Annotated in this window: 10 protein-coding genes; 6 read left to right on the forward strand and 4 right to left on the reverse strand. The window is 70.6% G+C overall.

Features of this window, described 5'->3' with window-relative positions; genetic code table 11:
* Positions 1-19 precede the first annotated feature (19 nt).
* Both JOM49_RS04020 and ssd read right to left on the reverse strand, forming a co-directional pair.
* Entirely contained in the window at positions 20-1171 is a 1152-nt protein-coding gene (locus JOM49_RS04020) for a TadA family conjugal transfer-associated ATPase (protein ID WP_209663018.1), read from the reverse strand.
* A 457-nt stretch (positions 1172-1628) separates the two neighbouring features.
* Complete coding sequence (gene ssd / locus JOM49_RS04025; RefSeq protein WP_308158642.1) at positions 1629-2759, reverse strand: septum site-determining protein Ssd; 1131 nt, start codon at positions 2757-2759, stop codon at positions 1629-1631.
* A 341-nt stretch (positions 2760-3100) separates the two neighbouring features.
* Here ssd and JOM49_RS04030 point away from each other — a divergent pair, with 341 nt between their 5' ends.
* From JOM49_RS04030 to JOM49_RS04055, 6 genes are all read left to right on the forward strand, one after another.
* The gene (locus JOM49_RS04030; protein WP_209663019.1) at positions 3101-3910 is read left to right on the forward strand and encodes an HAD family hydrolase; all 810 of its coding nucleotides are present in this window, start codon (positions 3101-3103) and stop codon (positions 3908-3910) included.
* Between the two features lie 559 nt (positions 3911-4469).
* Positions 4470-6320, forward strand: a complete 1851-nt coding sequence (locus JOM49_RS04035) for a glycoside hydrolase family 3 protein (RefSeq protein WP_372444210.1) — start codon at positions 4470-4472, stop codon at positions 6318-6320.
* Positions 6321-6324: 4 nt separating this feature from the next.
* Complete coding sequence (locus JOM49_RS04040) at positions 6325-7578, forward strand: exo-beta-N-acetylmuramidase NamZ family protein (RefSeq protein WP_209663020.1); 1254 nt, start codon at positions 6325-6327, stop codon at positions 7576-7578.
* 9 nt (positions 7579-7587) lie between these two features.
* Complete coding sequence (locus JOM49_RS04045) at positions 7588-9330, forward strand: serine hydrolase domain-containing protein (protein WP_209663021.1); 1743 nt, start codon at positions 7588-7590, stop codon at positions 9328-9330.
* Between the two features lie 278 nt (positions 9331-9608).
* Positions 9609-10571 carry a MurR/RpiR family transcriptional regulator gene (locus JOM49_RS04050; RefSeq protein WP_282771036.1) on the forward strand — a complete coding sequence of 321 codons (963 nt, stop codon included), beginning with the start codon at positions 9609-9611 and terminating at the stop codon, positions 10569-10571.
* Positions 10568-11533 carry an N-acetylmuramic acid 6-phosphate etherase gene (locus JOM49_RS04055; protein WP_209663022.1) on the forward strand — a complete coding sequence of 322 codons (966 nt, stop codon included), beginning with the start codon at positions 10568-10570 and terminating at the stop codon, positions 11531-11533. Before JOM49_RS04050 ends, JOM49_RS04055 begins: the two co-directional genes overlap by 4 nt.
* Before the next feature lie 10 nt (positions 11534-11543).
* Here JOM49_RS04055 and JOM49_RS04060 read toward each other — a convergent pair whose 3' ends face one another.
* Together JOM49_RS04060 and JOM49_RS04065 are read right to left on the reverse strand one after the other, a co-directional pair.
* On the reverse strand, positions 11544-12269 hold the full coding sequence (locus tag JOM49_RS04060) for a Fic family protein (RefSeq protein WP_209663023.1): 726 nt from the start codon (positions 12267-12269) through the stop codon (positions 11544-11546).
* On the reverse strand, positions 12266-12760 hold the full coding sequence (locus JOM49_RS04065) for a phosphoribosyltransferase (protein WP_209663024.1): 495 nt from the start codon (positions 12758-12760) through the stop codon (positions 12266-12268). Before JOM49_RS04065 ends, JOM49_RS04060 begins: the two co-directional genes overlap by 4 nt.
* Positions 12761-12821 lie beyond the last annotated feature (61 nt).

Here is a 12821-nt window from a genome sequence, read left to right on the forward strand (position 1 = left end):
GCGAGTAGCAGGGTGAGCGTCAGCATCGGGCGCCTCCCGGAAGGAGGCCGCGCAGGGCGGGTCCGTGCTCGGTCCAGATCCCGTCTTGCCAGGCCGTGAGGGCTTGGAGACCGTCGCCGCCTCGGCGCACCACGGCGATCTCGGTGAGGCGCCGGGTGTTGTCCGGGCCGCGGACCATGTGCAGCACCACCCGGATCGCCGCGGCGACCTGGCTGTGGACCGCGTCCCTGGACAAGCCGCCGAGCGCAGCCAGCGCCTCGAGCCGAGCCGGGACTTCTGTCGGCGAATTGGCGTGGAGAGTGCCTGCGCCACCTTCGTGCCCGGTGTTCAGCGCGGCGAGCAGCTCGCACACCTCGCGACCGCGAACCTCGCCAATGACCAGCCTGTCCGGCCGCATGCGCAGCGCCTGGCGGAGCAGGTCGCGTAGGGTGACCTCGCCTGCACCCTCCACATTGGGCGGACGGGCGACGAGCCGGACGAACTGGGGGTGCGAGGGCTGGAGTTCACCGGCGTCCTCGACGCAGACGATGCGCTCGGTCGCCGGGACCAGCCCCAGCAACGCGGAGAGCAGGGTGCTCTTGCCCGCGCCGGTGCCGCCGGTGACCAAAAAGGCCAGTCGCGCGGCGATGATCGACCGGAGCACGGCGGCCCCGGTCGCGCCGAAGGTGCCGAGCCGCTGGAGTTCGGCGAGGTCGTGCACCGCCGGGCGGAGCACGCGGAGGGACAGGCAGGTCCCGTCGGGAGCAAGGGGCGGCAGGACGGCGTGGAGCCGAATGCGGCCGTGTGGCCCGGATCCGGGAAGCCAGCCGTCGACGAAGGGCTGGGCGTCGTCGAGCCGCCGCCCGGCGTTGAGCGCCAGTCGCTGCGCGAGCCGCCGGACCGCGTCCTCATCGGCGAAGGTGATGTCGGTCCGCTTGAGCCCTTCAGTGCCATCGACCCAGACCTCGGCCGGTGCGGTCACGAGCACGTCGGTCACGCCGGGATCAGACAGGAGCGGTTCGAGAGGCCCGGCGCCGACGAACTCGTGCCGGATGAGGCGAAGCGTCTCGAGCAACTCCTCGTGCCCGGCGATGCCGGTCGCCTCGGCGCGCACCGCCTCGGCCAGCGCGGTGGGCCCGGCGCCGTCACGGGCGAGGCGTCTTCGAACGCGCTCAAGGAGATCGGCGGTCATGACACTGGCTCCGGTTTGCTCGGGCCTCGTTGGCAGTGGGTGGGGAAATGGTCGATGTCGGTGGGTGTGTAGGGGGCGGAGATGAGCGAAAGGGGACGGGCTTCGTCACGGGCGAGGCAGGTGCGGATGCGCTCCGCGAGCTCGGCCGCTTCCGGGATTGGGCGAGGCTCGGTCGCTTTGAGCCTCGGAGGCTTGGGCGCGGCTGGTGTGGGTTGAACGTTGGGGGTCGCGAATGGACTCCGATGGGGCTGGTTGGCCGACTGGATTGGCTGCAGTGGATCGGGCGCTCGGCTCACGAGCGACGCCGCCGACCCCGGATCTGGCGGAGAGGCGCAGGTCGAGGCCGTCGTGTGGGGCGATTGAGGCGTCGCGGACGAGACCGACCTTGGGATGAGTGGCCGCAGGGGCGTCCGGGATGGGGTCGACAGCCGAAGGGGCGCGGGTGGGGGTGGGGTGGTCATGGGGTGGGCTCCGGGAGGGTGGTCAGGGTGGCTAGGGCGGTCGACGCGGTGGTGTGGAGGGGGCCGTGGGGTTTGGGGTGGAAGTGGCCCTTTTCGATGGCATGGGCCAGGCGGCGTTCGGTGCGTAGTTCGGCGAGTAGGGGGACGTCGACGGTGGCGGAGACGTAGGCGGCGGTGAGGTCCCCCGGGGATGGGCCCCGGACGATCAGGCGTACGTCGGCGCCGGTGCGGCGTAGGAGGTCGACGACCCGTTTGGCGGCCGAGCAGGCTCGTACTTCCGGCGGCACGACCACGAGCACCAGGTCCGCGCGGGCGGCGGCTTCGGCGGCACCGCCACCCAGGTGGCGGGGTAGGTCGCAGATGACGAGGCGGCCCGCGCGGCGGGCGGAGGTGACCACGCCGGCGATGGCGTCGCCGCTGGGGTCCGGGCCTTTCTCACCGGTGGACAGGAAACGGATGCGGCCGGTGCCGTAATCGCGATGGGGTAACGCCGTTTCCAATGCGGACAACAGGATCTGCCCGGAATCCACCCGCAATGCCGGCCAGCGCAGGCCCTGGTGGTTTTCGGCGCCGAAAAGGACATCCAGGCCGCCGCCCAATGGATCGCAATCGATCAGCAGGACGTTTTCCCCGGCGGACGCCGCGGTGGTGGCAATGCCCGCGGCGAGCACGGAAGCGCCTGCGCCACCTCGGCCGCCGACCACCGCGAGCACGCGGCCGCCGGGGCGCGCCGGGCCCTCGACTATTTCGGCGAACGCCTTCAGCACCGCGGTTTCGTCATCGGGCAGGGAATGCACCTGTTGCGCGCCCACGGCGAACGCGCGTTGCCAGGTACCCGGCGCGGGCGGGCCTTTGCACACCACCAGCACGCCTTTTCTCGGCGGCAGGTGAACCGGGTCGTCTTCGGCGACGGCCACCTCGTCGACCAGTACCAGTGGCGCTTCTTTCCAGCGCGCCCGGGCGGCGACGAGATCGGGCACGCACTCGGTTTCGCAATTCGCGACCGCGGCGAGGCGCAGTACTTCGTCGAGCACGACCGTGTCGGCCGCGACGACGAGCGCACGATTTCCGGTCACAGTTGTCCCCCCGTTTTCCGCTGGGCGGGCCTGGGGTGGCCCGGCTTCCACGGTCGCCCGGGTGGGCGGGGCGGGACAAGATCGAGGTGGGTCCCCTGTGGACAAGTGGCCTGCTGTGGACAACTTGGGGAGCCCGGGAAATAGAGCGACCCCCGCCAGGGGGGGAGGGGCGGGGGTCGCTGGAGGTCCAGCCCCGGGGGGTCGGACTGAACCGGCCCGGGTGACACCGGGCCAGTCCACTGTAACCACCGGATCAGCGCGTTATCGCTGTTCAAGACGCCCACAATTCGGTAACGGAACTACGGATCCACGACCGGTCCCTGTCGTGGATTTTCAACCCCCCGCGCGGGACGGTGTCGGGCCCACCCCGGGGCCGCGCTTATGGTTGGGGGGTGGCAGATCCCCGCTTCACGCCGCCGGCGTCCCCGGTGGCCGCGTTCTTCGACCTGGACAAGACGATCATCGCCTCGTCCAGCGCGCTGGCGTTCAGCAAACCGTTGCTCAGCCGCGGGTTGATCAACCGTCGCGCCGCGTTGAAGAGCGCGTACGCGCAGCTCGTCTTCTCGCTTTCCGGAGCGGACGCGAGCAAGACCGAGCGGATGCGCGCGGAGATCTCCGCGCTGTGCCGCGGCTGGGACGTGAAGCAGGTGCGCGCGATCGTCGCCGAGACCCTGCACGACGTCGTCGATCCGTTGGTCTACGCCGAAGCAGCCGAGTTGATCGCCGAGCACCGCAAGAAGGGCCACGACGTGATCGTGCTGTCCGCGACCGGCGAGGAGGTGGTCTCGCCGATCGCGGAAATGCTCGGCGCCACCCACAGCGTGGGCACGCGGATGCAGATCGTCGACGGCCGCTACTCCGGCGAAGTCGACTTCTACTGCTACGGCGAGAACAAGGCGGTCGCGGCGAAGCGGCTGGCCGCCGAGCGCGGGTACGACCTGGCCGACTGCGCCGCCTACACCGACTCCAGCACCGACATCCCGTTGCTCGAAGTGGTCGGCAGCCCGCACGTGGTCAACCCGGACCGGCTGCTGCGCCGGCTGGCGGCCGAACGCGGCTGGCCGGTGCTCGCCTTCACCCACCCCGTCCCCCTGCGGACCCGCCTCGTGGGCCCGGCGCTCGCGGTCGGCATCGGCGTGGGCGCGGTGGCCGCCGGCGCCACCTGGTACGGCCTCGCCAAACGCCGGAAAAGCAAGCCCTGAAACTCCACCCGGATGCCCTAACCGCTGGTGACAGCGGGTGCGGGGGTCACTGAATCGGGTCTCTGTACCGGTGCACCCGATCAAGCCCTTGAAGTGACCGGCGTCACTGGCGTACAAAGTGAGTGCGGACATCTTGTCGGCCAGGGACGAGGCGAAGAGAAGCCTCACTCCACCCCGAAAGAACTCCGTGCGCGGACTCCGGGCACCCACGCGCAGCACGCCGCGGGAGGCTTGTCGTCTAGGGATTGCGTACCGGGACGCCGGACGCCGAGTCCAGGTAGGTACGACTGGAGTTGCACGCTTGGTAACCCAGCAGTTCGCGCGAGCAGGCGGTGCCGATTCGTCGGTACCGCCTGCAGCACGTTCGGGGCTTGAACGATATTCATGACACGCCGGAGTCACGGTGTGAGCGCTGCGTACTCCGAACGGCACAGCGGGTCGTTGACCTGCCCAGCTCCGGTGAGTAGCTTCCCGATGCCGGTCCATTCAAGTGAGTCACCCACGCCACACCGGCTATACCTGTCAGCAAGAAGAACGGAACAGGGAGGCCGACGTGAGTATCGCGCGCACGCGAAACCACCCCCGGAGGCATCATGCGGTCGCCGCTTCGCTCGCCGCGTTGCTCGCCACCACCGGTCTCGCGGGGGCCGTTCCCGCCTCCGCGATGAACCCGGCGGACAGCCCGGTGAAGCGGGAGCAGGCGGCGCAACGGCTGGACGAAGCCGAGACGGCCGAAGCGCGGCAGTCGCTCGCGGGCATGACGCTGGAGCAGAAGGTCGGCCAGTTGTTCGTCGCCGACGTCTGGGGCAAGTCGGCCGACGAGGTGCACTCGGGCAACCAGACCAAGTACGGCGTGGGCACCGCCGCCGAAGTGGTCAAGAAGTTCGGCGTCGGCGGGGTCATCTACTTCAACAACCCCGGCACCGACAACATCGACGACCCGGTCCAGCTCGCGAAGTTCTCCAACGGCCTGCAGCGGGCCGCGCTGGATTCGAACGCGCGGCTGCCGCTGATCCTGTCGATCGACCAGGAGGGCGGCCGGGTCACCCGCCTGGGCAAGCCGGCCACCGAGTTCCCCAGCAGCATGGCGATCGGCGCGGGCCGCAGCACCGAGGACGCCAAGCGGCTGGCCACCATCAACGGCCACGAACTGCGGGCCGTGGGCATCTCGCAGAACTTCGCGCCGGACGCGGACATCAACTCCAACCACCTCAACCCGGTGATCGGCTCGCGGTCGTTCTCCGCCGACCCGGCGCTGGCCAGTTCGCTGGTCACCGCGGAGATCGACGGCTACCAGCGCTCGGGGCGTGCGACCGAGACGGTGTCCACCGCCGCCAAGCACTTCCCCGGCCACGGTGACGCCGCCGAGGACAGCCACACCGGCCTGCCCCAGATCGACCGCACCGAGCAGGAATGGCGCGAGATCGACTTGCCGCCGTTCCAGGCCGCGATCGACGCGGGCGCCGACTCGATCATGACCGCGCACATCACCGTGCCGAGCCTGGACCCGTCGGGGAACCCGGCCACCCTGTCCAAGCCGATCATGGGTGACCTGCTGCGCGGCGAACTCGGCTACCGCGGTGTCGTGGTCACCGACTCGCTGCAGATGGCGGGCGTGCGGAAGCTGCACCCGGACCACGAGATCCCGGTGCTCGCGCTCGAAGCGGGCGTCGACCAGATGCTCATGCCGCCGCACCTGGACGTGGCGATCAACGGCGTGCTCGACGCGGTGAAGAGCGGCCGGATCACCGAGGACCGGATCAACGAGAGCGTCATCCGCATCCTCAAGCTGAAGCTCAAGCGCGGCGTCTTCGCCAAGCCGATGGCCGACGTGAACGCGGTCGCCGGCAAGGTCGGCACCCCGCAGCACCTGGCCGACGTGCAGGCCCTGACCGACCGCACGACCACCGTCCTGCGCAACGACGCGAACCTGCTGCCGTTGCAGAACCCCGGCAAGGTGCTGGTCACCGGCTGGAACCGGCCCGACTACCCCGGCTACGGCGCCGAGCCGGTCGCCGCGCTGGCCAAGGCGCTGGGCGCCACCGGCCTGTCCACCGGCACCAGCCCGAACGCCGACACCGTGGCGAAGGCCGTCCAAGCGGCGAACGCCGCGGACACCGTCATCGTGCTGACCAGCGGCCTGCGCACCAGCGCGAACCAGGTCAACCTGGTCAAGAGCCTGCTCGCCACCGGCAAGCCGGTCATCGCGGTCGGCGTGCAGGAGCCGTACGACCCGGGGTACGCGGACGTGCCGACCTGGGCGGTCACCTACGACTGGCGCGAGGTCACGATGAACTCGCTGGCCAAGGTGCTCAAGGGTGAGGTGGCGCCGCAGGGCAAGCTGCCGGTGAACATCCCGGCGGCCGACGGCCAGGTCCTCTTCCCCTTCGGCCACGGACTGGGCTGGTAACGCGATGGGCTTCACCAGGAGGCGCCTGCTCGGCGGCGCGGCGGCGGCGTCACTGCTGACCGTGGGCAGCGCGAGCGCGCAGGAGAACGCGGCACAGCACCACGGCGTGGTCACCGGCGCGGACCAGCTGGCCAAGCAGGGCTGGCAGCCGCTCGCCGGGCGCAAGGTCGGCGTGCTGTCCAACCCGACGGGCGTGCTGGCGGACTACGAGCACACGGTCGACTCGATGGTGGCCGCCGGTGTCCGGCCGGTCGCCGTCTTCGGGCCGGAGCACGGCTTCCGCGGCAGCGCGCAGGCCGGTGGCTCCGAGGGCGACTACGTGGACCCGCGCACCGGTGTCCCGGTGTACGACGCGTACGGCGCCGACGCCACGAAGCTGGCCGGGATGCTGACCAAAGCGGGCGTGGACACCGTGGTGTTCGACATCGCCGACGTCGGCGCCCGCTTCTACACCTACATCTGGTCCATGTACACCGCGATGGTGGCCGCCGCGAAGACCGGCGCCGCCTTCGTCGTGCTGGACCGGCCGAACCCGCTCGGCGGCAAGGCGTACGGGCCGATGCTGGACCCGGCGTTCGCCTCGGGCATCGGCCGCAAGCCGATCGTGCAGCAGCACGGCATGACCGTCGGCGAGCTGGCCCGCTTCTTCCAGGGCGAGTTCCTGCCCGCCGAAGGCGTGGAGCTGGCGAAGCTGGAGATCATCCAGGTCAGGGGCTGGCGGCGGGACACCTTCTTCGCCGGTACCGGGCTGCAGTGGACCCCGCCGAGCCCGAACATGCCCACGCCGGACACCGCGCTCGCCTATCCGGGCACCGGCCTGTTCGAGGGCACCGTGTTCTCCGAGGGCCGCGGCACCACCAGGCCGTTCGAGATCATCGGCGCGCCCAAGCTGGACTGGCGCTGGCGCGAGGCGCTCGACGAGCTGAACCTGCCGGGCGCGCGGTTCCGCGAGAACTACTTCGTGCCGACGTTCCACAAGTTCGTCGGGGAGACCTGCGGCGGGGTCCAGCTGACCGTCACCGACGCGCGGGCCTTCGACGCGATCCGCACCGGCGTGGCCATGCTGGTCACCGCGAAGCAGGTGCACCCGGACCTGTTCGGCTGGCGGCCGGACAACTTCATCGACAAGCTCTCCGGTTCCACGCGCCTGCGGACCATGGTCGACGCGGGCGTGGGCGTGGACGAGATCGTCGGCTCGTGGCAGGGCGAGCTGGCGGACTTCGACCGGAAGCGGCGGCAGTACCTGCTCTACCGGTAGGGGGTACCGATGCGGACCAGGCTCGGCGCGCTGCTCGCGATCGCGGCGGTCACCATGGCAGGCATGACTTCGAGCGTGGTCGCCGCGGAGGGCGAGGCGGTGGCCGGCCGGTTCGACCGGCCGCAGCTGGGCTTCGCCCCGCCGGGCACCACCCTGCGCCCGGCCACGCCCGAGGAGGCCGGGCTCGACCCGGCGCCGCTGGTGGCCGCCGAGCAGAAGATCGACGCCTGGACGCGGCCGGACAGCACCGGGCACCCGTTGTTCGCCGGCGCGGTCGGCGTGCAGATCCACGACGGGATGATCGTCAACACGCACACGGCCGGGTCCGCGCTGCGCTACGCCGACGGCGCCGGTACCGAGCTGCCCGCCGGGCAGCAGGTGCCGATGCGGATGGACACCATCTTCGACCTGGCGTCGATCTCGAAGCTGTTCACCTCGCTCGCGGTGATGCAGCTGATCGAGGCCGGGCAGGTCCGGGTCGACGAGCCGGTGGCCACCTACCTGCCGGAGTTCGGCGTGAACGGCAAGGCGGGGATCTCCGTCGGGCAGCTGCTCACGCACACCTCCGGGCTGGAGCCGTTCCTGCCACTGTGGCGCGACTGGCCGGACAAGGCCGCGCGCGTCAAGGCGGTCATGGACGTCAAGCCGATGTACGAGCCGGGCAGCACCTACAAGTACTCCGACCTGAACCTGATCACGCTCGGCGTGCTGGTCGAGCGGCTCACCGGGCAGCCGCTGGACGCGCGGGTGCGCGAGCGCATCACCGAGCCGCTGGGCATGGTGGACACCGGGTACAACCCGCCCGCGGAGAAGCTCGACCGGGTCGCCGCGACGGAGTTCATGGCCGTGCCGGACCGCGGCATGATCCGCGGCCAGGTGCACGACGAGAACGCCTGGTCGCTCGGCGGCGTCGCCGGGCACGCCGGGGTGTTCTCCACCGCCGCCGACCTGTCCCGGCTCGGGCAGGCGATCCTCAACGGCGGGGCCTACGACGGGCAGCGGATCCTGCGCGAGGACAGCGTCCGCCAGATGCTCACCGACTACAACCAGGCTTTCCCAGGCAACGCCCACGGGCTCGGCTTCGAGCTGGACCAGCTCTGGTACATGGGCGGCCTGACCTCGCCGGCCACCGCGGGGCACACCGGGTTCACCGGTACCTCGCTGGTCATCGACCCGACCTCGCGCTCGATCGCCATCCTGCTGACCAACCGGGTGCACCCGACCCGGACCTGGGGCTCGATCAACATCGCCAGGGAGACCTGGGCCACCGGGCTGGCGCGCTCGCTCGCGGTGCCCCCCAAGCACGGCCCTGACGCGTGGTTCACCGAAATCGGCAACCTCTCCACGGCCACCCTCACCACGAAACCGCTCACGCTCGGTAGCCGCCCACTGCGGGTGACCTTCGACGCCTTCGTGGACACCGAACCGACCGATCAGCTCGTGCTGGAGTCCACGGTGGACGGGACAAGCTGGCAGCCGGTGTCACTCCGGGCGGTCGGCCCGGGCGCGCCCGGCGGGGAGGTCACGGCGCTGTCGGGCACCGGACACCGATCTTGGTGGGCCGTCAGCGCACTGGTGCGCCCGAGTGAAATTGTGGCCCTGCGCTGGCGTTACACCACCGACAAGGCGTACACGGCCCGGGGCGTGCTCTTGGACGGCGTTAAGGCCGTTGTGTCCGGTAATGCCGTCCTCGACCTGGAACGCGCGCCGGAAGCTGTAACGCCGGAGAGATGGCAGTTGCGTAGTCGTTGAGTCACCAAGCGCTCATTGAACGGGCGCAAAGATGTTGAATCTTCTACGACTAGTCACAACTTCGTTACCCGTTCGGCCCAGCCGACGCAGATAGTTTCACTGGGTGTAGCAAGTTGCGAAGTTGTTAACAAGTGAACGTTAACATCTTCGACCTGGTTAGCGACTTTCACAGCAACCAAGTTCGCGCTGCCCGACCAGGTGACACCGTCGGGTGGCACTCCTCTCGAAGGGTGTGGGTTGCCTTGTCGCAGATTCCTACGGTTAGTAAGTTTCCCACGGTGACCAGCCCTGAGTCCGCCGCGGACTCCACCCCGGAAACGCCCGCCGTCGTGCGGGAGTCCGAAGCCAGCCCGCTGGTCCGGATCCGGTCGCTGCTGCCCGGTCTGGCCAGGGCGGAGCAGCGCGTGGCCAAAGTCGTCCTCGACGACCCCTCCAACGTCGCCAGACGCAGCATCACCGAGGTCGCGCTGGCCGCGAACACCAGTGAGACCACGGTGACCCGGTTCTGCAAGGCCATCGGCGTCGGCGGCTACCCGCAGCTGCGCATCGCGCTGGCCGCGGACACCGCGCGGTCCGAGGCCCACTCCAGCCGCAACCTCGGCGGCGAGATCGGCCCGGACGACGACCTGGCCGCGGTGATCGGCAAGGTCAGCTTCGCCGACGCCCGCGCGGTCGAGGAGACCGCCGACCAGCTCGACGTGGCCGCCCTGCAGCGGGTCATCGAGCTCATCGCCGGCGCGGGCCGGGTGGACGTCTACGGCGTGGGCGCCAGCGCCTTCGTCGCCGCCGACCTGCAGCAGAAGCTGCACCGCATCGGCCGGGTCAGCTTCGCCTGGTCCGACACGCACATCATGCTGACCTCGGCCGCCGTGCTGAAGCCCGGCGACGTCGCGGTCGGCATCTCGCACACCGGGGCCACCACCGACACCGTGGAAGCCCTGCGCGTGGCCCGTGAGCACGGCGCCATCACCGTCGCGCTGACCAACTTCCCCCGCTCCCCGATCACCGAGGTGGCCGACCACGTGCTCACCACCGCGGCCAGGGAGACCACCTTCCGCTCGGGGGCCACGGCCAGCCGGATCGCGCAGCTCACCGTCATCGACTGCATGTTCATCGGCGTGGCGCAGCGGCACATGGACGCCGCCGTGTCCGCGCTGGACGCCACCCGTGACGCCGTCGGCCACCACCGGCTCGGCGTCCGGCCGGACGGCCGTCGCCGGCCAAGGGAGACCGGGAAATGAGTGATGTGAAGGTGAAGGACACAGTTCGGCCCCTCGTCGGCCTGCGCCGCCAGGTAGTCCAGGTGGACTCCCCGACGGAACAGCGGAACCCGCGCACCATGGACATCGACCTGATGTCCACCGTGGGCATCCTCGGCGCGCTCAACGCCGAGGACAAGCTGGTCCCGGACGCGGTCAACGCGGTGCTGCCGCAGATCGCCCGCGCGGTGGACTTCGCGGTGGAGGCCCTCCGGGGCGGGCACCGCGTGCACTACGTCGGTGCCGGCACCTCCGGCAGACTCGCCACCCTCGACGCGGCCGAACTCGTCCCGACCTTCAACGTGCCCGCCGACTGGTTCGTCGCGCACCACGCCGGTGGGCCCCGCGCCCTCCGGCAGGCCGTGGAGAACGCGGAGGACGACGACACCGCCGGTGCCGCCGAACTCCGCGAATCGGTGGAGCCGGGCGACTTCGTGCTCGGCCTCACCGCCTCCGGGCGCACCCCGTACGTGCTCGGCGCGCTCGCGGCCGCTTCCGAGGCCGGCTGCCGGACCGCGCTGGTCTCCGGCAACCCGCGTTCGCAGAACGTGCCGGGCGTGGACGTGCTGATCGCGGTCGACACCGGTCCGGAAGCCATCGCCGGGTCCACCCGGATGAAGGCGGGCAGCGCGCAGAAGATCATCCTGACCGCGTTCTCCACCGCCACGATGATCAAGCTCGGCCGGACCTACTCCAACCTGATGGTCAGCATGCGGGCGACCAACGCGAAGCTGCGCGGCCGCAACGTGCGCATCCTGCGCGAGGCCACCGGGATGAGCGAGCAGGACTGCTCCGAAGCGCTGGCCGAGTCCGGTGACGACCTCAAGGTCGCGCTGGTGCACCTGCTGTCCGGAGTGGACACCACCACGGCGGGCAAGGCACTGGAAGCCAACCAGGGGCACGTGCGCAACGCCTTGGCGTCGCTGCACATGCGCGCCAGCTGAGCGAGCCCCCTCAACCTGCCGAGTCCGCGATACCGGTCGCCTCGCGCGCGCCGGTTTCGTAGCTCTGGCAGCAGAACAGCAACCACTCGCGCACACCGTCCGGCTCGCCCGAGGCGAACGCCTCGGCGGCCGCGGTGTACTTCCGCACGTGCCGGAAGCAGGCGACCTCGGGCACGGTGAGCGCCTTCGGATCGAGTCCGGTGGCGACCATCGAAAGCCGCGCGGCGGCACGGGCGAGCACCCCGTCCGCGGTGCCGAACGGCCGCAGCGTGAGCAGTTCGCCGTGCACCACCGCGGTGAGCACGGGTCCCGGCACCGAGGTCGCGCCGGTGACCAGCTGCCCGAGCAGTTCGAGGCGCTCGGCGGTGCCCTGGCGGGGCCTGCCGAGCGAGTCGGCGTCGGCGGTCAGGTCCGCGGCGGCGAGCACGTGCAGCTTGGCCAGCGCCTGCAGCGGCGCCCGGCGCCACACCGGCAGCAGCGACTCCACGGCTTCGGCCACGCGCAGCGAGCCCGCGAGCACCGGGTCGCTGACCGAGCCCTCCGCCGGGATGTCCGGGTCACCACCGTCGATCCCGGCCGACGCGCGGGCGGCGCGGACCGAGGCCTCGGCGGCGGTCGCGGCACCGGCACGCAGGTTCGCCGGGTGGCGGTGCACGGCGAACACGGCGTCCTGCGCGGACTTCACCGCGGCGGCGACGCCCTCGAGGTCCAGCAGCGGGGCGAGCGGATCGGTCATGCGTCCAGCACCTGCGCGTCCCGCTTGACCACCGGCGGCTGCGAGGACCACGGGAAGTTGATCCACTTGTCCGTCCGGCGCCAGACGTAGTCGCTGCTGATCTCCGAGTGCGGCTTCTCGTAGACCACCGCGCAGCGCACCTCGGCCACGTGGTCGACGCAGAAGTCGCGGACCAGCTTGAGCGTGGCGCCGGTGTCGGCCACGTCGTCGGCGATGAGCACCTTCTTCTGCGTCAGGTCGACCACGTTCGGCACCGGCGGCAGCATGACCGGCAGGTCCAGGCGCTGGTCGACCCCGGTGTAGAACTCCACGTTCATCACGTGCAGGTTCTTCACGTCCAGCGCGTACCCGAGCGCGCCCGCGACGAAGAGCCCGCCGCGCGCGATGGAGAGGATCAGGTCGGGGTCGTACCCGCTGCCCGCGACCTCCTCGGCCAGCGCCCGGCTCGCCTCACCGAACAGTTCCCAGGTCAGCTCTTCGCGTTCTGCCACTTCCCGAGCATAGGCACAGGCCAAGTGGCCTGCTGTAATCGGGTGAAAATGGCTCTGTGCC

Source organism: Amycolatopsis magusensis, from assembly GCF_017875555.1.
GTDB lineage: Bacteria > Actinomycetota > Actinomycetes > Mycobacteriales > Pseudonocardiaceae > Amycolatopsis > Amycolatopsis magusensis.